This window comes from Dolichospermum compactum NIES-806 (assembly GCF_002368115.1).
In the GTDB taxonomy this organism is placed as follows: domain Bacteria; phylum Cyanobacteriota; class Cyanobacteriia; order Cyanobacteriales; family Nostocaceae; genus Dolichospermum; species Dolichospermum compactum.
This window is the reverse complement of record NZ_AP018316.1, coordinates 3,542,683-3,565,454: the sequence shown is the minus strand read 5'-3', so window position 1 is coordinate 3,565,454 and position 22,772 is coordinate 3,542,683. Positions and strand designations below refer to the sequence as shown.

General features: G+C 38.3%; 28 protein-coding genes and 1 pseudogene. 12 read left to right on the top strand and 17 right to left on the bottom strand.

The features are described from left to right. Window positions 1-111: 111 nt before the first annotated feature. Window positions 112-4,098 (bottom strand): magnesium chelatase subunit H, encoded by a 3,987-nt coding sequence (locus CA730_RS16760; protein WP_096669000.1) that lies wholly within the window; start codon window positions 4,096-4,098, stop codon window positions 112-114. A 331-nt stretch (window positions 4,099-4,429) separates the two neighbouring features. On the opposite strand from CA730_RS16760, the gene CA730_RS24575 reads away from it, so the two are divergent. The 3 genes and pseudogenes from CA730_RS24575 (at window position 4,430) to CA730_RS16755 (ending at window position 5,701) form a co-directional block, all read left to right on the top strand. After that, entirely contained in the window at window positions 4,430-4,594 is a 165-nt protein-coding gene (locus tag CA730_RS24575; protein WP_157750010.1) for a hypothetical protein, read from the top strand. A 271-nt stretch (window positions 4,595-4,865) separates the two neighbouring features. Continuing rightward, window positions 4,866-4,946: pseudogene (locus CA730_RS24570) on the top strand (Uma2 family endonuclease); the annotation flags it as partial. Between the two features lie 551 nt (window positions 4,947-5,497). Continuing rightward, entirely contained in the window at window positions 5,498-5,701 is a 204-nt protein-coding gene (locus CA730_RS16755) for a type II toxin-antitoxin system HicB family antitoxin (RefSeq protein WP_027402758.1), read from the top strand. On the opposite strand, the gene CA730_RS16750 is transcribed toward CA730_RS16755, so the two are convergent. Together CA730_RS16750 and CA730_RS26110 are read right to left on the bottom strand one after the other, a co-directional pair. Beyond that, window positions 5,688-5,906: a PIN domain-containing protein gene (locus CA730_RS16750; RefSeq protein ID WP_096668998.1), complete on the bottom strand. Its 219-nt coding sequence runs from the start codon at window positions 5,904-5,906 to the stop codon at window positions 5,688-5,690. The genes CA730_RS16755 and CA730_RS16750 overlap by 14 nt on opposite strands. Before the next feature lie 302 nt (window positions 5,907-6,208). After that, window positions 6,209-6,340 carry a hypothetical protein gene (locus tag CA730_RS26110; protein ID WP_269076476.1) on the bottom strand — a complete coding sequence of 44 codons (132 nt, stop codon included), beginning with the start codon at window positions 6,338-6,340 and terminating at the stop codon, window positions 6,209-6,211. Between the two features lie 49 nt (window positions 6,341-6,389). Between CA730_RS26110 and CA730_RS16740 the strand changes: the two genes are divergently transcribed. The 4 genes from CA730_RS16740 to CA730_RS16725 all read left to right on the top strand — a co-directional run bounded on the left by CA730_RS16740 (window position 6,390) and on the right by CA730_RS16725 (window position 8,164). After that, a complete protein-coding gene (locus tag CA730_RS16740) occupies window positions 6,390-6,590 on the top strand; it encodes a type II toxin-antitoxin system VapB family antitoxin (RefSeq protein WP_096668994.1) in 201 nt (66 codons plus the stop codon). A 93-nt stretch (window positions 6,591-6,683) separates the two neighbouring features. Continuing rightward, on the top strand, window positions 6,684-6,998 hold the full coding sequence (locus CA730_RS25725; protein WP_330221301.1) for a PIN domain-containing protein: 315 nt from the start codon (window positions 6,684-6,686) through the stop codon (window positions 6,996-6,998). A gap of 220 nt (window positions 6,999-7,218) precedes the next feature. Further along, window positions 7,219-7,518, top strand: coding sequence for a hypothetical protein (locus CA730_RS16730; protein ID WP_096668992.1), 300 nt, complete (start codon window positions 7,219-7,221; stop codon window positions 7,516-7,518). A gap of 70 nt (window positions 7,519-7,588) precedes the next feature. Next, window positions 7,589-8,164, top strand: coding sequence for a Uma2 family endonuclease (locus CA730_RS16725; RefSeq protein ID WP_096668990.1), 576 nt, complete (start codon window positions 7,589-7,591; stop codon window positions 8,162-8,164). Between the two features lie 173 nt (window positions 8,165-8,337). On the opposite strand, the gene CA730_RS16720 is transcribed toward CA730_RS16725, so the two are convergent. Then, window positions 8,338-10,206, bottom strand: coding sequence for a GIY-YIG nuclease family protein (locus tag CA730_RS16720; protein ID WP_157750009.1), 1,869 nt, complete (start codon window positions 10,204-10,206; stop codon window positions 8,338-8,340). A 91-nt stretch (window positions 10,207-10,297) separates the two neighbouring features. Continuing rightward, entirely contained in the window at window positions 10,298-10,864 is a 567-nt protein-coding gene (locus CA730_RS16715; protein ID WP_157750008.1) for a GIY-YIG nuclease family protein, read from the bottom strand. A 150-nt stretch (window positions 10,865-11,014) separates the two neighbouring features. On the opposite strand from CA730_RS16715, the gene CA730_RS16710 reads away from it, so the two are divergent. Then, window positions 11,015-11,446: a hypothetical protein gene (locus CA730_RS16710; protein ID WP_096668984.1), complete on the top strand. Its 432-nt coding sequence runs from the start codon at window positions 11,015-11,017 to the stop codon at window positions 11,444-11,446. A 250-nt stretch (window positions 11,447-11,696) separates the two neighbouring features. Here the strand turns inward: CA730_RS16710 and CA730_RS16705 are convergent, their stop codons facing one another. The 4 genes from CA730_RS16705 to CA730_RS16690 all read right to left on the bottom strand — a co-directional run bounded on the left by CA730_RS16705 (window position 11,697) and on the right by CA730_RS16690 (window position 13,161). Then, window positions 11,697-12,116, bottom strand: coding sequence for a type II toxin-antitoxin system VapC family toxin (locus CA730_RS16705; RefSeq protein ID WP_039199932.1), 420 nt, complete (start codon window positions 12,114-12,116; stop codon window positions 11,697-11,699). Beyond that, window positions 12,095-12,370 carry a hypothetical protein gene (locus CA730_RS16700; RefSeq protein WP_027402764.1) on the bottom strand — a complete coding sequence of 92 codons (276 nt, stop codon included), beginning with the start codon at window positions 12,368-12,370 and terminating at the stop codon, window positions 12,095-12,097. The genes CA730_RS16705 and CA730_RS16700 overlap by 22 nt, the downstream gene beginning before the upstream one ends. A 207-nt stretch (window positions 12,371-12,577) precedes the next feature. Beyond that, window positions 12,578-12,949, bottom strand: a complete 372-nt coding sequence (locus tag CA730_RS16695) for a type II toxin-antitoxin system VapC family toxin (RefSeq protein ID WP_197705455.1) — start codon at window positions 12,947-12,949, stop codon at window positions 12,578-12,580. Continuing rightward, window positions 12,946-13,161, bottom strand: a complete 216-nt coding sequence (locus CA730_RS16690; protein WP_096668982.1) for a hypothetical protein — start codon at window positions 13,159-13,161, stop codon at window positions 12,946-12,948. Before CA730_RS16690 ends, CA730_RS16695 begins: the two co-directional genes overlap by 4 nt. Window positions 13,162-13,407: 246 nt before the next feature. Between CA730_RS16690 and CA730_RS16685 the strand changes: the two genes are divergently transcribed. After that, window positions 13,408-13,983, top strand: coding sequence for a Uma2 family endonuclease (locus CA730_RS16685; protein WP_096671594.1), 576 nt, complete (start codon window positions 13,408-13,410; stop codon window positions 13,981-13,983). 10 nt (window positions 13,984-13,993) lie between these two features. Here the strand turns inward: CA730_RS16685 and CA730_RS16680 are convergent, their stop codons facing one another. After that, window positions 13,994-15,187: a protein kinase domain-containing protein gene (locus tag CA730_RS16680; protein ID WP_096668980.1), complete on the bottom strand. Its 1,194-nt coding sequence runs from the start codon at window positions 15,185-15,187 to the stop codon at window positions 13,994-13,996. A gap of 374 nt (window positions 15,188-15,561) precedes the next feature. On the opposite strand from CA730_RS16680, the gene CA730_RS16675 reads away from it, so the two are divergent. Then, a complete protein-coding gene (locus CA730_RS16675) occupies window positions 15,562-15,795 on the top strand; it encodes a DUF433 domain-containing protein (RefSeq protein ID WP_096668979.1) in 234 nt (77 codons plus the stop codon). Between the two features lie 26 nt (window positions 15,796-15,821). Here the strand turns inward: CA730_RS16675 and CA730_RS16670 are convergent, their stop codons facing one another. After that, window positions 15,822-16,055, bottom strand: a complete 234-nt coding sequence (locus CA730_RS16670) for a hypothetical protein (protein ID WP_096671592.1) — start codon at window positions 16,053-16,055, stop codon at window positions 15,822-15,824. 95 nt (window positions 16,056-16,150) lie between these two features. Beyond that, a complete protein-coding gene (locus CA730_RS24565) occupies window positions 16,151-16,291 on the bottom strand; it encodes a hypothetical protein (protein ID WP_157750007.1) in 141 nt (46 codons plus the stop codon). 120 nt (window positions 16,292-16,411) lie between these two features. Between CA730_RS24565 and CA730_RS16665 the strand changes: the two genes are divergently transcribed. Further along, window positions 16,412-16,954 (top strand): hypothetical protein, encoded by a 543-nt coding sequence (locus CA730_RS16665; protein ID WP_096668977.1) that lies wholly within the window; start codon window positions 16,412-16,414, stop codon window positions 16,952-16,954. A 326-nt stretch (window positions 16,955-17,280) separates the two neighbouring features. Here CA730_RS16665 and CA730_RS16660 read toward each other — a convergent pair whose 3' ends face one another. The 3 genes from CA730_RS16660 to petM form a co-directional block, all read right to left on the bottom strand. Next, entirely contained in the window at window positions 17,281-18,198 is a 918-nt protein-coding gene (locus tag CA730_RS16660) for an NAD(+) kinase (protein WP_096668975.1), read from the bottom strand. An 83-nt stretch (window positions 18,199-18,281) separates the two neighbouring features. Next, entirely contained in the window at window positions 18,282-19,283 is a 1,002-nt protein-coding gene (locus tag CA730_RS16655) for an SDR family oxidoreductase (RefSeq protein ID WP_096668973.1), read from the bottom strand. A gap of 201 nt (window positions 19,284-19,484) precedes the next feature. Continuing rightward, complete coding sequence (petM, locus tag CA730_RS16650; protein ID WP_096671590.1) at window positions 19,485-19,589, bottom strand: cytochrome b6-f complex subunit PetM; 105 nt, start codon at window positions 19,587-19,589, stop codon at window positions 19,485-19,487. A gap of 212 nt (window positions 19,590-19,801) precedes the next feature. Here petM and pdxA point away from each other — a divergent pair, with 212 nt between their 5' ends. Continuing rightward, window positions 19,802-20,842, top strand: a complete 1,041-nt coding sequence (gene pdxA / locus CA730_RS16645) for a 4-hydroxythreonine-4-phosphate dehydrogenase PdxA (RefSeq protein ID WP_096668971.1) — start codon at window positions 19,802-19,804, stop codon at window positions 20,840-20,842. A gap of 25 nt (window positions 20,843-20,867) precedes the next feature. Here the strand turns inward: pdxA and CA730_RS16640 are convergent, their stop codons facing one another. Then, a complete protein-coding gene (locus CA730_RS16640; protein ID WP_096668969.1) occupies window positions 20,868-21,653 on the bottom strand; it encodes an endonuclease/exonuclease/phosphatase family protein in 786 nt (261 codons plus the stop codon). 232 nt (window positions 21,654-21,885) lie between these two features. Continuing rightward, window positions 21,886-22,602 (bottom strand): response regulator transcription factor, encoded by a 717-nt coding sequence (locus tag CA730_RS16635; protein WP_096668967.1) that lies wholly within the window; start codon window positions 22,600-22,602, stop codon window positions 21,886-21,888. Window positions 22,603-22,772: the final 170 nt, after the last annotated feature.

Sequence of the window (22,772 nt, the reverse complement as noted above, 5' to 3'; positions counted from 1 at the left end):
TCGTGCCTTCGTGGTTCATTTCTTCATTAATTGCGCGTAAGTTATAAATCAATTCTCTCTTAATTTTATCTCATGATTAAGGAGGCAGGTAAAAAACCTGCCCATCTAATCCTATTCTATACCCTCAATCCGATTTTCCACCTCCTGATACAACTCACGTAAGCGATCTAAATTCTCCTCGCTAGTTTCCCAATAACCGCGTCCATTCATTTCCAACAAAGTAGAAACAATCTTGCGGAAAGAATGAGGATTGAGATTCATCAACCGCTTTTGCATTTCCTCATCTTTGATGAAAGTCTCATTCGTGTCCTCATAAATCCAATTATCCACAGCACCAGCAGTCGCACTCCAACCAGTGGTATTAACCAACCGTTTAGAAAGTTCCCGCACACCTTCGTAACCGTGAGACAACATTCCCTCATACCATTTGGGATTTAACAACTTCGTCCGCGCATCTAAACGCACAGTTTCCGATAAAGTTCTCACCTGTGCATTCGCTGTAGTTGTATCTGCAATATAAGAAGATGGTTTCTTCCCATCCGCACGCAGACTTGCCACTAACTTAGTAGGATCTGAGTCAAAATAATGGGAAACATCTGTTAAACTGATTTCCGAAGAATCGAGATTCTGGAAAGTTGCATCAGCAGTTTTTAACGTAGTTTCAAAAATCTCCCGTGACTCATCCATAACCCCAGGATTATCAGAATTAAAAGAGAAAGATTTCCGTTTCAAATACATTTCCTGTAACTCAGCTTCACTATCCCAAGTGCTATTCTCCACCGCTAAGTTGATATTAGAAGAATAAGAACCAGAAGCATTAGAGAAAACGCGAGTTGCAGCTTGACGCAGATTTATCCCCATGTCCTCAGCTTGTTTCAAAGCATGCTTGCGGACAAAGTTCATTTCCAAAGGTTCATCAGCTTCTGCTGCCATTTTCACACCTTGGTCAAGCAGATTCATTTGGTTAATGAACAAGTCACGGAATACACCAGAACAGTTAATTACAACATCAATTCTGGGTCTTCCCAACTCTTCTAAAGGTATCAATTCCAACTTATTCACCCGTCCCAAAGCATCAGCAACTGGACGCACTCCCACCATCCACATAATTTGGGCGAGGGATTCACCGTAGGTTTTGATGTTATCTGTACCCCAGAGGACACAGGCGATGGTTTCTGGCCAGTTTCCTTCATTTTCTGACTTGTTCCGTTCCAACAACCGATCAACGACGATTTTCGCAGATTGAACTGCGGCAGAAGTGGGGATAGATTGGGGGTCTAAAGCGTGAATATTTTTACCAGTGGGTAATACGTCAGGATTACGGATAGGATCACCACCGGGTCCGGGTAGGATGTATTCACCTGCTAAACCTTGGAGAAGTCCACCGAGTTCGTTATCTGCACAAACTTGTTTTAAGCAGAATTCCAAATATTCAAACAGGGGTTTTAACGCAGAGGTATCAACTTTGGGATAACCTGATTGATGCAATGATTCCACCCAAGGTTCTTTTCTGCCCATATTGAAGAAATTCAACTTGGAAACCGCTATAACTCTGCCTTCTGCGTCAATTTGTTCTTGGACTAAAGCTGTGACAGCCGCACGGGTAGCGAGGGTGATATCTTGGAGTAATTGGACATCCTCCAAAATCCCCGCGTCGTTGTTTTTGTAGATATCTTCAATGCTGCGTCCCAGACTTCTAGCAATAATTCCGGGTAAGCCTTGAATTTCTTCCTCTTGCCGATCTAAACTAGCAATATTGACCAAAGTTGCGATCGCTTCTTCGGCACTAGGAGGTTTACCAATCACGTGCAGTCCACAAGGTAACAACCGCGATTCAATCTCCATCAACCGCCGATAAACGTTACCAACGATGTTATCCCGTTCTTCCGAGGACATATCCTTAGAGTCGGTTTCTGGTAACTCAATATCCTTGTCTAAGTTGACAATGCGGCACTTATCCATGATGGAATTGACAATAGAAACGCCGCGTCCTGTGTCTTTCAAAGTTTGGTAAGAAGCAATTAACTCGCTGAGTTCTTTCAAACCTTTGTATAAACCAGCATTTTCCGCAGGTGGTGTCAGGTAAGAAATTGTTTCTGCATAACTGCGACGTTTAGCAATTGTGGCTTCACTGGGGTTGTTAGCTGCGTAATAATACAGATTAGGAATTGAGCCAATTAGTTGATCTGGGTAACAATCACCGGACATTCCCATTTGCTTACCGGGCATAAATTCCAAAGAGCCATGTGTCCCAAAATGTAACACAGCATCAGCGCCCCAAATCCGTTCTAGATAGGTGTAGTAAGCTGCAAAACCATGATGGGGACTTGCGGAACGGGAGAATAACAACCGCATGGGGTCGCCTTCATAACCAAATGTTGGCTGCACACCAATAAACACATTACCAAATTGTTTCCCATAAATCAAGAGATTTTGGCCGTCGCTGTTCAAGTTTCCGGGAGGTGGTCCCCAGTTTTCTTCTAAGCGTTGGGAGTAGGGTGTCAGTGCTTCATATTCTGGCACAGACATTTTGTAAGCAACGTTGAGTTCAGGACTGTTGTATTGTGCTTGTGCGTCGTGGATTACTTGTTCTAGCAACTCTTGGGGAGTTTCGGGAATATCTTGTACATCGTAACCGTTGTTTTTCAGTCCTTTCATGACTTCATGGATAGAACCGAATACATCTAAATATGCGGCTGTACCCACGTTACCTTTGTCGGGGGGGAAGCTGAAAACAGTGATAGCAACTTTCTTGATTAATTTAGGTTTGCGGCGCAGAGTTGCCCATTTTAAGGCGCGTTGGGCAACAATTTCTACCCGGTCTTGGAGGGCGATCGCTTTTCCAGTTGCCCCATCTTTACCTGATAAGATAATAGGCTCAATTGCCCCGTCTAATTCAGGGATAGCAATCTGTAAAGCCACTTGAATGGGATGTAACCCCAAATCGCTATCTAGCCATTCTTCGGTGGTTTGGAAGACCAAAGGCAAGGCAACCATGTAGGGACGATTTAACCGTTTTAATGCTTCAATAGCTTTCGGATGGTCTTGTCTGGCGGGTCCACCCACCAAAGCGAAACCAGTTAAAGAGACTACCGCATCTACTAATTGTAATTTAGTTGTGGGTTCATAGAAGTAAGCTTCTATTGGTTTAGAGAAATCCAAACCACCAGCAAACACAGGCAGAACTTTTGCACCTAATGATTCTAATTCCTGGACAATTGCCACATAATGGGCATCATCACCGGTCACTAGGTGAGTTCTTTGTAAAACCAAACCTACACATGGTGCAAGAGGGTCTTTGAGATTTCTAGAAATATCCCTGCGGACAGAATACCAGTTGAGATATTCTCGCACATCCTCAAACATACTTGGCGCTAAAGGATGCCAAATTCCCATGTCGGGATAAACAACTGGTGCTTCATACTTAGCAGCAGCAAAGCTTTCTTTTTCTGCACCTTTTAATACGTATTTATCAGCCAGCATCAGCAAGAAGTTTTCCAGGTTTTCCGCTGAACCACCTAGCCAATACTGAAAACTGAGCATGAAGTTACGCGCATCTTGTGCTTTTTCCATAGGTAGGAATTTCAGCACTTGGGGAAGTGTCCGCAATAACTTCAACATTCCGTCTTGGAAACCAGCGCCAGATTTTTCTTTGCGCTTTTTCATGAAGTTAGCGATAACGCTCTTGGATTGTCCTAACTGCGCCAAGGAGAAGCTACCCATTTTATTGAGGCGCATAACTTCGGGCATGGAGGGGAAGACAACCGACACATCTAGATTATCACGATGGGGTTCAACTGCGGCAACTACTTTCTGTGCTAAGTCTTCAATAAAAATTAGAGAAGCAATGAATATATTAGCACTGGCTATATCGCGCTGAAATCCTTCAAAGTTTTCAGTTCCACGCAGTTCTTCAATCAAGTATCCACTGATTTCTATGGCTACGCTGGGATGATTAGCGTTAATTTCCCGTACCGCCTGCGATAATGCACTTTGGTATTGGGATTCTAGCACGACATAGACAACCTTGATTAATTTACGTCCCCGTAAATCATCAGGTGCAATATGTCGAATAGTGGACTTGACTTGGGTAAACATTCAAATAAGCTCCTTTCAAGCGTGTTCTCATGAAGTTCGTCACGGCTAATATGGCCGTTTGTAACTGCAATTATTTTCGGCAATAAGAGTTTTTTAGCAGAAAACTCGGATTCTGTGGGGGTTTTGTCCTATATCTGACACAAAATGATATAGAAAACAACACATTTATTAATGAATCTTAACAAAGAATACAGGTTCTCTCACCTGGTTTTAAATTTTGTTTACATAGTTGTTTCAGCATCTAGTGCTAGTGGTAGAAAAATAAGTACATACTTCTGTATAATTAAGAGAATATTAAAAATAGTTGTCTTTTTAGCTTGGTGAGTGCCAAATGAGTGACCTCAAGAAAATAGATACCAATGCCTATGTGACAGTACAGGGACAATATGCTGTGGTCAATGAAGGTGCAGGTTACGCAATTATCAACATTCAAACAAAGCAGATAGTTGCTCGTAATATTTCATCTTTCCTTGACTGTGTAAAAACGCTGGAATAAATTGTTGGAAAGGGTGAATCCCAAGATCCAATTCAATATTCTACATCTAATGAAAATCAACCTCAGATACAATTAACTAACTTTGGTGTTAAACCAGATGTACAACGACTTATTGAAATCTACGCTCCAGCCACAGTGAGAGTGGAGAAGAAGGTGCATTGGAATCGAAGCCGATATAAGTGCTACGATCTATCTGGTAACTGTCTTGGACGGGTTAAAGGAAAACAAGGAGATCGCTATTGGGAAGACATAAACGGTAATAAACATTACTAAGAGAAACTTTCCTCCCATTTGTCCTGATTTTGTAATTGAGTTACTTTCTCCTAGTGATAGTTTGAAAACTAGACAGGATTTACAGATTAATCAATAATCAACAATTGGTTTGTAATCAGTTAGGGATGAATTTGTCAGAATCAGGATAACCAGGATTAAAGGATTTTCAGGATGTTATTTAATAATTGTTGGTGAAAAATTGGGGATGATTTTATTTACCATCATTCATACAAATACAATATTAACCACCAACAAATAACCGATAAATTACATCCTGTACATCCTCAAATCCTGGACATCCTGATTCAGACAAAAAATCCGTGTTAATCCGCGTTTATCTGTGTTCACCTCTGAATCAAGAAAAATAGGCGATCGTTTAAAATTGGGGTTGTGTGCGATAGCGAAGCGCTCCGTAGGAATCGCTGTTTGGGATGTTGGGGTGCGATAGCGAAGCGCTGCTGCAAGCAGTTCGTGTAAAATTGGGGTGGTTGTGTGCGATCTCTGTTTAGGAATAAGTTGGGGTGCGATCGCGTACAGCGCGACCAAGGAATCGCCAATCTTGTAGTGCTAGGATACTACGAAGAACCGTTTGCTATGATTGAGATTAATTCTACAAATATTATAGTAACTATGAAGTGGCGAGTCATACTTGAACCTGATCCAGAAACAAGCGAATGGGCAATTTGGTGTCCAGAACTCCCTGGATGCACCTCTGCCGGTGTTACACAAGAAGAAGCCCTTAATAATATAAGAGAAGCGATCGAGCTTTATTTACAGCCCGATACTATTCAACTTCTTCCTGGAGCAGTAATCCGTGAGGTTATGCTCGGATGACTCGACTCAGGAGAATGAAGGCTGAATTAGCAATAAATTTGCGAATTTCCTGCAATTCCAACTTATTCCTACATCCTTGCATCAATTCCATCGCTAGATAACCAGCTAAAGCAATTTCTTCCTCTCCCAAAGAACTTAACCAACTAATAGCAGGTGGATATTTACGAAGAAAGTCAATCATAATATCACTATCTAGGAGAATCATAACCTCTCCTTTGTGACTGTTCACGCAACTGACGAGCGTAAGCAAGGCTATCTGTAATATCGTCGCGCTCTTCCCATAAACCTATCAAGCTCGAATCAAGTAATTCATGAGCAGTTAATACCTTTTTCCTTGTAGGAAGAATGGATAATAAAACAATTACCTCTACCTCTTGTCCTTCTACCACAGGTAAATTTTGAAAAGAGATTTCACCATTTTTCTCTATAGTTTTTTGTAACCTAATTGCTTGCCTAATTTTGTCATCCTTACAATAATATAATGCTGCTGTTTAATTAAGTACATTTCTAATTATAGAATATCACAAAAAGAGATCGCTGTTTGGGGATGTAGGGAGGGCGATAGCGAAGTGCTGCTGCAAGCAGTTCGTTTAAAATTAGGGGTTTGTGAGCGATCGCTGTATGAATGAAATCAATCACCTAAAGTGCGCTACCATTTATTTAGTCATTTTTAGGATCAGAATTGATTGTGACTACATCTCTCAACATCAACGAAGCCTTACTAAAAGAGGCGTTGGAACTTGATAATCAGGTGAACATTGATTCTTTAGTAGAAACAGCACTGCGCGAATATATTCAACGTCGTAAGCAGCTCAAAGTATTAGACCTCTTTGGAACTATCGAGTATGACGAAAGCTATAACTATAAGCAGCAACGTCATCAAGCATGAGCATTATTGTTGATACTTCTGTTTGGTCATTGGCTCTACGTCGGAGAACACCATCTGATTCTTCCCCAGCAGTCACAATAAAAGCAGAATTTAATCACTGATGATCAAGTTGCCTTAATAGGCGCAATTCGTCAAGAAATTCTTTCTGGAATCCGCAATTTTGAACAGTTTACCCGTCTGCGAGATTACCTCCGAGCTTTCCCTGATTTAGAACTCATGTCTGAAGACTACGAACTTGCCGCCGAGTTTTTCAATATCTGCCGCAGTAAAGGCATTCAGGGTTCAAATACTGATTTTTTGATTTGTGCAGTTGCTCATCGTCGCAGCTACAGCATCCTCTCCACTGACAATGATTTTCAGAATTTTCTAGTACATATTCCTATTATTTTATTACCTGTTGAGGGTTAATGCGACCTAGTAATCGCCATTTAGGCATAATTGGAATAGCGATAGCGAAGCGCTGCTGCAAGCAGTTCGCTGTTTAGGGATGTTGGGGTGCGATAGCGTTCGCGGAGCGTCCCGGAGGGAAATAGCGCTGCTGCAAGCAGTTCGTTTAAAATTCAGGGGGTTGTGTGCGATCGCCCTTGAGTTTAAATAAAATAGAATCATATAACCACAAAACCGCACTATGACTTCACGACTCGAAAATGCGATCGCTGCTATCCAACAGCTATCATCCACAGAACGTCAACAACTGTTGCAAATCTTTACCCAAAGCAATTCATCCTCACAGTCTCAAACCGATCTTAAAAATCTCAGTCATCAGTTTTGGCAAGATACCACACTCAAAGAACTACTCGCCACACAGACCCCTACCACCGTACATAACCTCAAACATCTCGCTGCTGACTTTTGGCCTGAAGAAGACTCCATCGAGGATTTTCTCATCTTCCTACGAAGCGCTCCGCAGGAATCGCTGTTTAGATAGGGTTTAATAATATAGAATAGGATATGAGATAGTTAAAATTTCTCCCTAAACATTCAATGAGGATATGACAATGAATGCTTTAACTGTCAATTTAGATTCAGTAATGAAAATGACTGATGACCAGTTTTTTAAACTATGTCAAGCAAACCGCGATTTAAGATTTGAAAGAAATGCAAATGGAGAATTAATAATTATGCCACCAACGGGAGGAGAAACGGGAAATAAAAATGCGAGAATCACTCAACAAGTAATGAATTGGACTGATGCTGATGGTACTGGCATCGCTTTTGATTCTTCTACTTGTTTTAAGTTACCAAATGGTGCAGATCGTTCTCCTGATGCTTCTTGGATCAAGTTAGAAAGATGGGATGCTTTAACTGATGAAGAAAAACAAAAGTTTCCTCCTATTTGTCCTGATTTTGTGATTGAGTTACTTTCTCCTAGTGATAGTTTGAAGACTACACAGGAAAAGATGCAGGAATATATAGATAATGGAGTGGGTTTGGGGATATTAATTAATCGGAAATCTCGTCAAGTGGAGATTTATAGACCAGGAAAAGAGGTTGAGGTTTTGGATTTTCCTGCTACGGTTTCGGGGGAAGATGTTTTAAAGGGTTTTGTTTTGAATTTGGGGATGATTTGGTAAAATTATATAGCTATTTATTTAACTAGGTAAATATGGTTGTTTAATGGGTGTGGAGGAGGGTAGGGGTTTGTATGAAAATGAACCACGAAGAAGCGAAGGACACGAAGGAAGAAGAGTTTTAGAAAGATTTTTCGTAGGGTTTAATTTCAGTGGCTTATTACTATATAGTCATATTAAACATTCATCCAATCTATATCATCAGGTTCATCTGATTTTACAACAGCTTGATCTGATGTATTTGATGTATTTGAATTTCCCATAAAAAATGCTTTTAACGCATTTATTCGTTCTTGTTCTTCTAATCTGCCTCTTCTGTATTTTGAATCTGATGAATTTACTCTCTGATTTTGCAATTCATAATCTTCATAAATATCAAGCCATTCTTGTGGAAATAGCAAAGTTCTCCAGCTAATATTAGTAGATGTAGACAATATTTTTGATATCTTAACTAGATCACAACATAGTTGATCTTTGCTGTTTGCTAAAATATATTTTCTCAACATCTTTAATCTTTCATTGTGAGCATAATTATAAAAATTGTCCTGTATATCATTTACTTCAGATTGTGCAGATAGAAAAAGTCCTATTTTAAATCTTCTACCATTCCAACCATTATCTAATAAATATAGATATACTTTAGTAATTTGAGAATCTATATTTTCAATACTACTGCCAAAAACCTGAAACCCTATTGATTTAGTAAAGATTTTATTAGTTTTCAAACCTATATTTGGAAACTTGGTAAGGGTATTAATATTTTGTAAAACCTTTTCCGCATCCTCTCTAGTTTGGTATGCTTCTAAATATAAAATAGTTTTATTAAACTGATTCCGATTTTTGTAATCAGTAATAATTGCGGGTGTAGTGATTATTGTCTTTATAACTTCGGTGCTATTAGTATTTAATTCTGCATAATACACAACTAAATAACTAACTTCATTTTTTCTCAGTTTTTTCACTGGAATTATTGTTTTAGGAGGTTCAGATTTTTCTCTATCTACACGATTTCTCAACTGATCTCTCTTCTCTCTAATTTTATCTTGATCAAATACTTCAGCTAAGACATCATAATTAATATTATTTCCTATTTGATCCCATAGTTGTAAATATTTAGGTGTATCACTTAAAAAATCTTTTAGTTTTATTTTTGTACCAGTCCATCCGAGATTTATGAGATGACGATAAGCATCATTTATTGTTGAGACTATTCCCGCAGTTGCAACGGATAGAGATTTTTGTTTAGCATAGGGTGAATCATGATGATTTAATAATACACCTCCTCCTGACTTACTCCAGGCTTGTTCTTCTACCTTTTCAGCATCTTCTCTATTCTTAAATGGTAAAGTATATAGAATCCAGATCCTTCCTGCTTTTGCTTCGTAGCAGGTAGATTTAACTTCTCCTTCATAATGTTGTCGCATTCTTTGAGTTAAATTAGATGTCATTCCCCAATAGATTCCATCTATTTCTTCTAAATATAAACAGTATATAAAATCAACACTATTAATTCTCTTAGTTTGTTTCAATTGCTCGAAATATTCACCAAAGTTAATAGATGGCTTGGGTTTTCTATAACTTCGATGTGTATAACTTATACTTGATAAAAAATCATAATCATCTAGCGAACTTAATTCATTATTATTGATAGTTTCAGAAACACTATCTTTATCTGTATTAATAATAGGATTTTGTTCAAGGTTTGAATTTTCAATTATAATATTTTTCTGCTTTAATAAAATACGTAAACTTTTAGCTTCATCCTTACGCTTTTCCGTATTAGTTATTACCTCAAAAGTCACACGCATTCCTTCCGGTAAATCAATAGGGTAAAAATTATTTGTTTCAGATAAATATTCCCATTGGATAGAGTTTGGATCTTTACTACTACTCCAAATAGATAAATTAGGATTTAATTTCTCTGCTTCAATAACACTTTCTTCTAATCCTAATCTCTCAGCTAATTCTGCTAATGTATAACCAGTATTATCTTTATTTATATAAACTTCATTACCGTTATCTCTGGTAATAAAACCAAAGTTCATTTTCTTATTATTTCTGTTTTTTCCAAAGAATTTGATTAAACCTGTGTGTCTCATAAAATAAATATCCTCTGACAAATAAAGTTTGTGTTAATTATTCCAGAATTATTGTTTTTATAAATTTTCTATTACGCGCTCTTGTATGCGCTCTTGATTTTGTTGCTGGTTGTTTTTCCACATTAGATAGTGTTTCTTCTGTGAGATAAATATCTTTATTATCCCAAGATTGTAAATAAACTGGTATTCTTTTGAGAAAATACCTCAATGCTATTTGATGTCCATCCCATCCTAAATCCAGAAGATAACGGTAAGCAGATATCATATCTGTTACTGTACCAGCATAAGAAAACAAAGTTCCAGAACCATAACCAGATTTTTGCCAAGCAATTTTTTCACTAGCTTCTGCTTCTTCTCTAGTTTTAAAAGCTACTGTATATAAAATATTAATGTTTTTACGCTCATCTGGTGATGTTGAATGTACATCTCCCTCGAAATGCTGTTTCATTCTTTCTTCTAAGTTTGATGTCATTCCCCAGTAAATAGCATCATTATATCTAATACTTTCTTCAGTCCCATGCTCAAAAGTCATCAAATACTCAAGTCGCAAGCAGTATAAAAAATGCCTAGCAGGTTTTCTTTTAATTCTTGCTAATTTATTCATTCTCTTATAACAAATGGTGAAAACCATTATATTTTACAAAATCTATATTTAAGACCGTAAAATTACATATAGTGTGATCGCCTTCATAATCCGTAACTTGTGGCACAATCATAATGTAAATTTTAGAAGTATCACCAAACTAAACTTGCCATGAACGTAGCAACATTTGAAGCATCTGTCCTGTACAATGACATGGTTGGCTCTGTATCAGTTGATAATGCCGATCAATCTTCAATATCTCACTGGCTTGATAAACGCAATCTGAGAAACTCACGAGATGAGCTAGTATTTGGGATAACACTGTCTTTCGGGGAGAATCACGGAGAGGAGATTGTCAATCCAGTCAGGGTAGTATTCTTGCTAATTACAGGCGAAAATATGGCTACACTGACAAAAAAGATTAATGGTGACCAAGTACCAGTACAGGTAAGGCGCATTGAAACAGGAATGACATTTCCTGAATTTTTCAGCTTATTCAAACAATTTAGTCTTACACTCTCACCGAATCAGAACAAGCATACAACTAAAGGAATTGAATTCAAAGGAATACTAGAGGGAGTGAAGTATCAGTATGAAGATTGAGCCATTGTTTTCATGTTAGCTCCTTACAATAGTTTAGGATGTTGGTTGGGAGAGCGATCGTTTAAAATTAGGGGGTTGTGAGCGATCGCTGTTTGGGGATGTTGGGATGCGATCGTTTAAAATTGGGGGTTGTGAGCGATCGCTGTTTGGGGATGTGGGATGCGATAGCGAAGCGCTGCTGCAAGCAGTTCGCTTAAAATTAGGGTAGTTGTGAGCGATCGCCGATATTATACATTAACTATTATTTTCTTCAAGGCAAAATCTCAAAACAATCACAATGCTGAGGTCGAAATAATCTAAAATCTCGCTGATCTAAAGTCAATATTCTTTTAATATCAAAACGTTCAGCTATAGCCATAACACTTGCATCTACAAAATCAATCCGACTATCTGCATATTCATCCAAAATTTCCGCAACACGCACTAAATCTTGATCTGTCAAAGCTACTAAAATAAATCTACTTGCAGATAGTCCTTTTAAGAAAGCTACTAATGTTGCTGAACCTGCATTACGTCCTACCAAATAAGCCACTTCTGCTAATACTGTTTGTGGCAATAAAATTTGTTTTTGTTGTGTGTATACTGGTGTTACACTATTGTGCATTGTATCCAAACGATTCAACAATGCGACAACAAAGCCAGTATCAGCTACTGCTGGGGTTCTTTCCATGTCCAACCTGATTTTTCTGTCACTTCATTTTGGAGAATATCTTCGGAATTAATAGCTAAATCAGGTGTGGCTGCAAATAAGCCAATTAATGGATCAGATACAGCATCATTAACTGTTTCTAGTGATTGGATTTCCAGGTATGATCTGACAGCTTCACTAATAATTGATTCCGGTGATTGACCACGATTACTAGCCAGATTGATAAGTTTTTCGAGTAAAGTCTGTTCAGGATTCCAGTTAAATGTAGATTTCACAAGATAATTTCTCTCTTATTAACCACAAATAATATTATAACAAATAAGTGAAATTTTATTAACGAAGCGCTGCTGCAAGCAGTTCGCTGTTTGGGGATATTGGGGTGCGATCGTTTGTTGAGGATGTGGGAGTGCGATCGCTGTTTTAAACTGTCCAATCTTCGAGTAATAATCCGGTCGCCTTACCAAAATCTTGATGATTGCGAGTTAATAAAACCAATCCACGAAAGAGGGCAATTGAAGCAATTCGCGCATCCATCTTGGCCAGTTGAATACGTTGCGATTGTAATTGATTAAATGCCTGGGCTGCTCTGCTCCTATATCAAATGAGACTAGAGGTAATACCTTGAAATCGTTAAGGAGTCGCGTCATCATTTCATACCCTTTGACTACGTCATTGGAATTACGCGCACGATTAATATAAGCATGACAACCCAGCATCTGCTCATGAAATGTCACTGTTGATACAGCAAAATCTGACAATGGATAGCAATTCATCCGGGTTGAAAGATTGCTGTAATCGTTTCCTGTTTGTCGTTGAAGAATGCTCAGATGATCTGTATCTAACAAATATTTCATAATTCTTCTGGCGTTTCCAGAATGGATTCATCACCTTGACGAATTACTCTTCCATAAGCAAGCACTTCTTCAAAAGCTGAGTCATTCTTAAAAGAACCTGTAATTTGTTCTAGCCAATTCATTGGTTGAGGAGCTACAATTTGCCTTTGTAACTGTGTAAGTGCAATCTCCACTCCTGAAAGCCGTTCTTCTATAGATGTATTGATTGTCATTTGAGTTTTCCGTTAATCATTCATTTCTATCTGAAGCATAATGATTTCAAGAGGATTTGACAACCATTACTGTTTGGGATGTTGGGGTGCGATCGCAAAATTAGGGTAGTTGTGAGCGTAAGCGTTGCGCTGCTGCAAGCAGTTCGTTTAAAATTAGGGTGGTTGCCATTAATTGGTAACTAATAATATAGAATAGGATATGAGATAGTTAAATTTTCTCCCTGAACATTCAATGAGGATATGAAAATGAATGCTTTAACTGTCAATTTGAAATCATTAATAGAAATGACTGATGAGCAGTTTTTTCAGTTATGTCAAAACAACCGAGAATTGAGATTTGAAAGAAATGCAAATGGAGAATTAATAATTATGCCACCAACGGGAGGAGAAACGGGAAATCGTAATGCGGGTATTACTGCTCAAGTCTGGATTTGGAATGAGCAAAATAAGGAAGGTGTAGTTTTTGATTCTTCTACTTGTTTTAAGTTACCAAATGGTGCAGATCGTTCTCCTGATGCTTCTTGGATCAAGTTAGAAAGATGGGATGCTTTAACTGACGAGGAAAAACAAAAGTTTCCTCCTATTTGTCCTGATTTTGTGATTGAGTTACTTTCTCCTAGTGATAGTTTGAAAACTACACAGGAAAAGATGAAGGAATATATAGATAATGGTGTGCGTTTGGGTTTATTAATTAATCGGAAATCTCGTCAAGTGGAGATTTATAGACCTGGTAAGGAGGTTGAGGTTTTGGATTTTCCTGCTACGGTTTCGGGGGAAGATGTTTTAAAGGGTTTTGTTTTGAATTTGGGGATGATTTGGTAAAATTATATAGCTATTTATTTAACTCTAAATTACCTTCTTTTTCTCTACGCGCTATTTTCAGTATTATCTTATAGGTTTCTATATCAGCTTCTTTCCATTTTCCAGTTGCTAAAAGTTTATCTAAATTACGAAATTCAGCTTTATTAGTTGTAATTTTAACAACAGATTGAGGAGTTGAAGTTACTTTTGGAGGATTTTTAGGTTTAACAACAGGTTGAGGAGTTGAAGTTACTTTTGGAGGATTTTTAGGTTTAACAACAGGTTGAGAAGTTGCAGCTACTTTTGAATCACCTTGATTAGAGAATACATTATTCATAGCATAACCACTAGCAAAACTAACAGCTACTGCTACACCAAAACCAGCCAATATTTTAGTAGGAAAATCTCTCTTATTATCAATTGTATTTAATAATTGTAAGGCTTCACTGGCATTTTTATAACGTTGACTAAAATGGTCACGTACCATATTATTTAGAACTTCAGCAAATCTATCACTAACTTGGGCATGATTTCGCCAAATTATTTCCCCAGTAGTCGAATCTTCCTCAAGTTGTGCTGGTAATAAACCTGTTACAGCTTGAATACCAATTATTCCTACAGCATAAACATCACTAGCAAATTTGGGTTTACCATTTGCCTGTTCAGAAGGCATATATCCAGGTGTACCAATACCTACAGTTAAACTTGTTTTCCCTTTTGAATTAACTGTAAAAGCCGCAATTTCTTTAACTGCTCCAAAATCAATTAAAACTATTTTACCATCAGCACTGCGACGCATTATATTTGATGGTTTAATATCTCGATGAATAATATTATTTTGATGAACAATTGCTAAAATTTCCAGAATTTCTTGTAGTAGTTTAATTGTCTGTTTTTCAATTAATTTTTTACCAGGAATAATCTCTGTATTCAAATCATATCCATCTACAAATTCTTGCACAAGATAAAATTCACCGGTTTCTGTAAAATAAGCATAAAGGGCAGGAATTTGATCATATTTACCTAAATCTTGTAATATCTTGGCTTCATTTTCAAATAATCTTTGAGAAATTGCCAATACACTAGGATCAGGATTGCGCTTCAAGTGCTTAACTACACATTTAGGATTTCCTGGTAAGGCGGTATCTTCAGCTAAATAAGTATCTCCAAAGCCACCTTGACCTATTTCTTTAATGATTTTATAACGACTCAGAAGTGTAAGCATCTTTACCTGTACTAATAATTTTATCTATACATGATTGTTTAGTATAATCTATTTATAACCTAGTGCGATCGCCGATCTTGTACGTTAAGTTCAAGTATGAAACCCAATAGCTTCTCGTTTATTCACTGACCTTACTTAAGTGATTGAGGTGACGATAGTGCAAGTGCTGACTTGTAAGTTTGCCTAAAATTAGGGTAGTGCGATAGCGAAGCACTCCGTTAAAATTGTGGTAGTTATGAGCGATCGCCATTTAGGGATAAGTTGGAATTGCGATAGCGAAGCGCTGCTGCAAGCAGTTCGTTTAAAATTAGGGTTGTGAGCGATCGCTTCCAAAAGAGTGTAATCATAGAAGAAGCAAGTGATGAGAAAAGATAATGCAAAAGCAGCTTAAACAAATAATTGTATCCCATCCAGAAGTGATGATGGGAAAACCTGTAATTGCTGGTACACGCATTACAGTTGAGTTAATTTTAGAAAAATTAGCCGCCGGTGAAACCGCAGAACAAATCTTAGAATCACATCCTCGACTGACACCAGAAGCAATTCCAGCAGCTTTAGCATTTGCACCTAACTTGAAATTACCTTCGAGAAACCATATCAGAGCATGAGTATCTAAGACATATTTCATAATTAGTTATGACCAGTCTAAGCTATCTTCAGTATCTCCATGAAATTCAACAATTTCAAAATCAGCTTCTGTTGACTGCTGATTTCCAGAAAACATACCAAACTGCATTATTTGTTTTTTTTGTGGAAGTTTTTTAGGTTTTAAAAATGTGACAATAACAAGACTTTCTGAAATATCAGATGGTAATTCTTTAAGTTCTACCTTACCGTGTTTGTAAATTCCTTCAATTGCTTGCAACATAATTTGTACCATTATCGAATTTCGCTTATGTTGTTACGCTAATTTAACTATACACCATAGATATTCATAAATAACACAAGTATCTAATAAATATTTCATAATGTGATATCTCTACCTGTGTCTTTATATCGTTCAAACAACGGTTCAGTTTCTTCTAATTCATGTAAAAGAAGTAATTCCGATAACTTAACTTGAGATTGATTTGATTGAGCAATTTTATCGGTAAGTAATATCAATCAATAACTTGACTTCAAGGTTAGATTATTTTCTATTCAAAAGCTGTAAAAATTGAAAGCACAAAAATAAAATTAAATCATTTACTATAAATATAGCTAACTTCATTTTTAATTACTACCATGACCACAAATTCTATTTTTCGCTTATCCCCCATCATTCGCATCACATTATTAACATTATATATAGCTTTAACAGTTCCTTTACCTATTTTAGCTAAAGTTACTTCAGCCTCTGTTCCTCCATCATTGTTAATTATAGGAATTATCGCTGGTTTTGTGATTTTATATGCTGTACTTTCTGAAAGAGTAATAGCAGATGAGGAAAAAATTCAAGTCACTTATCCAATGTGGATACCACGCTTTTTCCTTCCCGGTTGGTCTTTGCTTTGGTCGGATATTAAAGATTTGAAACCACGTACTACAGGTCAAGGTGGATTAGTATATTATTTTGTCAGTCATGATGATAAAGGTTATTTATTACCCATGCGTATAGCTGGTTTATCTCGGTTACTCAAGATTGTTCAAGAAAAAACTAATATTAATACTCACGATGTTAACCCTTTCTCGCAACCTTGGATGTATATCATTTTATTTGGTTGTACCTTATTATTGCTTTTAGTAGATATTTGGACTATTGCTAATAGTATGACTGTTCTCCCGTAGGTTGGGTTGAAGGGTGAAACCCAACAGCTTCTCGTTTTTTTCACTGACCTTTGTTTCAGCGATTGAGGTAGCAGTAGCTAGAAAATAAAACCGTGAATTATTGCTACTGCACTGAGATCGCGCAAGTGCTGATTTGTCAGTTCGCCTAAAATTGTCATAGTTGTGAGCGATCGCCGTATATGGTACTAAAATTATGGATAATATAGCCAACTAACTTCTAGATGGTAAATAGGAAATATCAGTTTTACCAGATGAAGAAGTGTGAGTTACACTAAGTTGGCATTTACCACCACAGACTACCTAACTGACAATTACACAAATGACAATTAAGGCAATTCTACCGAATTGGGTTTAGCAATATGCGGTAAACCCCAACCGAGTTTTTCCCGAAGAACACGGAAAAATTCCGGTGACTGGAGACGAATAAATCGGGCGCTATAGGGCGATCGCTCTAAATATACCCGATCTTCCGGTAAAATATAACATCCACCATTGCCATCTACCACCATCACCAACCGGGGAATGTTCACAGGATAGATATTAATCGGTTCACTATCGGGAAACACCAAAGCCCTAGAAGCCAGAGAATGAGGACAAATAGGTACTAACTGCAACACAGGCACACCGGGAGTAATTACTGGACCACCTGCGCTTAAAGAATAAGCCGTTGAACCAGTTGGAGTAGAAACAATAATTCCATCAGCCGCAATATCCACAGGCGAATGTCGTCCCACCGCAATTTCAAAATGGCACATACAAGTTAAAGGTTCTCGATGTAGCACCATCTCATTTAAACATAGGGCTTCCCATTTCACCGTATCTCCCCGCATAACTTTAACGGTGAGCATAGCTCTATCTTCAACCTGATATGCACCCGCCATTGCCTGTTCTAAGGCTTGGGGTAATAGGTTAAGATAAGTTTCCGTCAAAAATCCCATGTGACCAGTATTTACTGTCAGCATGGGGATACCACAGGGTGCTACCAGGCGTGATGCTGCTAATACAGTTCCATCTCCTCCTAACACCACAGTAAATTTCATATCTGAGTCAAAGCCAGGGGGCGTAAGACCTTCAATGGGGGTGTGAAAGACAGGACTATCTGGTTGAGAATAGCCCAATATCCCACCGATACTAGCTGTGATGTACACATCCCAACCAGCAGCGGTAAGTTTGTCTTTTAGTTCAATAGCGACACTACTCGCTATCGGTTTAACGTCGTTATAGATAATGCCTGCTTTCGGCACACTCAAATATCCAAGTTTAAGGGCTGTTTTTTATGTATCTCATAGTTACACATTTTGGACTAATGTAACCATAAGTCTCATATTTATTGACTATTGGCTTTGGAAGATTCTTTAAAGGGAGTCTTTTTACTTTTGAGCTTTTTGCTTTTAGCTTTCTCGTAATCTAACTGTTTCAGCTTGTTCATAATCCGGCTGAAATATTCTTGTAGATATACTTCCAGTGTGGTGGTTTGTTGTTTATCTAAACCAAAAACAGTATATACTTCGTCCATATTTTCTGCATTTAGAGCTTTACCACTGGCTAAAACTTCTGTAAAAGCTAACCTATCAGAAACATTCCATCCCCATTGAAAGAAGCGCAGTAAATTCCGCACAGCCCGTAATAATCCAATGGGCATTCGTGTAACTTTTGCGTCTCTATCAGATAAGCGTTCACAAAGATTAATAATTTCCTCAGCACTCCAAGCACGAGTTCCCACGACCGGGAAAGCTTGCTTTTCTGTTTCTGGTACTGTCAAAGCCCGCACTGCAAATTTAGCAATATCTTGAGTATCCATGTAGCCAATGGGTGAGGATGTTCCTGTCACCCATACTGGTTGTTTTTCTAAAATAGGTATGCCATATTGACCAATTAATCCTTGCATAAATCCAGCTAAACGTAAAATGGTGTAGTTTAAACCGGATTCTGCTAAATATGCTTCTGTACATCCCTTAATTTCCATCAGCGGTACATTGGGATATTTATCAGCATCGAGAATTGAAAAGAAGATAAATCTTTCTACACCAGCGGCTTTGGCTGCTTGAATTAATGCTACTTTTCCATCCCAATCTACCTCTTTAATAGTTAGGGAATCTGTAGCACGGGATGTAGCGGCATCAATAACTGCTGTTACTCCCGTCAATGCTTCCGTCAGGGTCTGCGGATTGCACAAGTTTCCTCGTACCAATTCTGCACCCCATTCTTTGAGAAAAGCAGCTTTTTTAGGACTCCGAACTAGACAGCGGACTTTGTATCCTTCATCAATTGCGCGACGAGCCACTTGTCTTCCCAAGGTGCCAGTTGCACCGACTATTAATAATGTCATGGGGTTGGTTATATATTTTAATGTTTATGAAAAGAATCTTAACAGAATTAGTTATGTAAATAAAACTTTACATCGTTTTAATAAAAGATTTAGGAGTCACCGAGTCACCGAGTCAGGAGTCAGGAGTCACCGAGTCAGGATGAAGAATTAATTTTTTCTCCGTCTGCGTCCTTTGCTTCCCCTGTGTCCCCTGCTTCCGTTCTATTCTTCTGCGCCTTGAATTTTGAGTAACAAAGCACCGATCGCCCAACCTACGAAGATTAGACCGAAAGATAGCATAGCTGCATTTAATATTTCGCCGCCCATTTGCTGTAATGCTCCTTTGTGGATTGTTGATTTATGTTTCCTGTTTTTCAGACTGCTGAATTTGATTTGAAGGCTCAAATCTTATTTTCAACTTTGAGGATTCAGGTAAACTGGGTCTATCAGAATTATTGAGATTAAACCTTATAAATAATTCTAAACCAATTTAGGGATGATATTTGAGGATGGGCGGGGAAACCCCGCCCCTACAATAAATGATTAATCAAGATAAACGTCCGCGTTTGGTGCTGACACTGGGAGATCCAGCGGGTATTGGTTCTGAGGTAATTGTGAAGGCTTTGGCTGATCCTGAAGTTACTCGAAATTGTGATGTTGTGGTGGTGGGGAGTAGAATTTTATTAACTCAAGTTTATGAAAATAGCAGTAAAAATATTGATAATTCTCTCCCTTTGGTCAATCCTGCTGATTTGTCTATAGTTGATGTGCCTAGCGCTGGTGAAATTATTACTGGTGTCGGCAATGCAGCTAGTGGTGCGGCGAGTTTTGCTTATATGGAATATGCCATATCCCAAACTTTGGCGGGTGAGTTTGATGGGATTGTGACAGGACCCATCGCTAAATCTGCTTGGAAGGCTGCTGGTTACAATTATCCAGGACAAACGGAACTTTTAGCCGAAAGGGCTGGTGTGGAGCGTTTTGGGATGTTGTTTGTGGGGCGATCGCCTTTTACTGGTTGGACTCTGCGGGCGTTACTTGCTACCACACATATTCCTTTATGTCAAGTATCTGCCACCTTAACACCACAGTTATTAACAAAGAAATTAGATTTGCTGGTGGAGTATTTGGAAAATGATTTGGGGATTAAAAATGGGAGAATTGCGATCGCTGGATTAAATCCCCACAGTGGAGAAATGGGACAACTGGGAACAGAAGAAATAGATTGGTTAATTCCCTGGTTGGAATCTGAACGCCAAAAACGCCCCCATTTACAGCTAGAGGGACCCATCCCCCCAGATACAATGTGGGTGAAACCGGGTATAGCTTGGTATGGTAATTCTCCAGTTAAAAATCCCGCTGATGCTTACTTGGCACTGTATCATGACCAAGGTTTAATTCCCGTGAAGTTGATGGCTTTTGATCGGGCTGTAAATACCACCATTGGTTTACCGTTTGTGCGGACTTCCCCTGATCATGGAACAGCCTTTGATATTGTCGGTAAAGGTATTGCTGATGCAACAAGTATGAAAGCAGCGATTAATTTGGCGGTGGATTTGGTAAGACAGAAGTTAGGGTGAGAAATCCGGGTGAAGTCAGCTTGAACTATTCAGATTTTAGAACTGTTAATTTCACAATCACGGGAAAATGGTCAGAAGGCCACACACCTCCCCACTGTTGACGATTAATAATGACTTGTTCTACTGAGAAAGATATCTCGCAATATATAGTATCAATAGCATCCCAGGCTTCACCTGTAAAATTGTGAAAAGTTTTTTGTTGTTCTAGAGGAAAATTAGCTAAAGGATCTTGTAATTCTTTACCATTGGCTAAAGGAGATAGAAAAATTCGCCGTTCTGGAGTATCAGGATTAGCGTTAAAATCTCCTGTGACTAGCAAATAGTCCTCTGGTGGAAATTCCGCCAACCGTTGACTAATTAAAGCTGCACTTAACTCCCTAGATTTGGCATTTTCGTGATCTAGATGGGTATTTAATATAGTTAAAGATAGACCAGGATTAGCAACTGCAAAATTAGCCCAAGTAGCCATACGTGGTAAACGAGTTCCCCAAGTAATACTACCAGGAATTTCTGGAGTATCACTGAGATAAAAATCCTGTGTTTCCTGAAGTTTTAGACATTGTGGGTTGTAGAAAATTGCACAATGTTCACCCGTTCCTGTCCCAGTGCGATCGCCCCCAATAATGTTATATTCAGGTAAGAGTGCTTGTAAATCCGCCAATTGATGGGGTTTACCCTCCTGTGTACCCAGCAAATCCGGTTTGTAATATTGAATTAAAGAAGCGATCGCCCCCAGACGCTTTTTCCACTGACGCACCCCAGGATCTGGTTTATCATAGCGGAGATTAAAAGTCATGACAGTAATTTGCATATATATTTTTTAAAGCTAACAGTGCAGTTTATCCTAAACCAGAGAATATGGAGAAATATAATGAGAATATCCTATAGAACCCAAAAATTAAAGGTTTTATCCGAGGCTTGAGTAGATACGACTCCCTGACAGACTTTAGCTCCAATATCTATTGATTAATCACCTAAATCATCTCATCAAGCCCAGATTTGAGCAAATTGTTAAGCCATCCCAACCATCAATTTAGCCAAATTTAAACTGTGGGATTTTCAGGTGGATCAAACTTATAGCCATAACCCCGTACCGTCTTAATAAACTCCGGCATACTAGAATCAGCCTCCATTTTCTTGCGTAATTGACCAATATGCACATCAACAACGCGCCCATCTCCCACATAATCACACCCCCAAATCTTTTGAATTAATTGAGTGCGACTCCATGCTTGTCCAGGATGGGTAGCCAGAAAATGTAAAATATTAAACTCCAAAGCAGTCAAAGGCAAAGCTTTATTATTGAGTGTAACCTCCCGTGCGTCCGAATTAATAGACAACTGATTAAAAGTGAGGCGTTGTGAAACACCGGGATGAATATAGCGAACACGCCTTAATAGTGCTTCTACCCTAACTTCCACCTCCGCCAGACTAAATGGTTTAGTTAAAAAATCATCCGCACCAGCAGCCAAAACCTTGATTTTATCAGCTTCATCATTGCGACTAGTCAGCATCATTACCAAAACATTAGTACGACTCTGCATCTCTTGACACAATTTATAGCCATTTGCGTCTGGTAAATTCCAATCAAGAATTACTAAAGCCGGATTTAATTTTTCAAAAGCAACAAGAGCCGTTTTACCGTCCGCGGCTGATTCTATTTCATATTTACGACTCAAGAAACGCTGAATCAAGTTGCGGACACTGGCATCATCATCTACAATCAGAATCTTAGACTTAGTTGTGGAAAGCGTATCCATAATGCAATATATTGTTGTTTCGGCAAGTTGCTGTGACGATAGGTACTGCTCAAGTTGAGTTTTTGAAAGTAAATTGACCCTCAATCTCTATTTATTGATAGCAGGAAAGCTAAAAGTCTTTTAGTATCTAAATCAAGCAGCAGGGGTAATACCACATTCTGCTCAAGCCA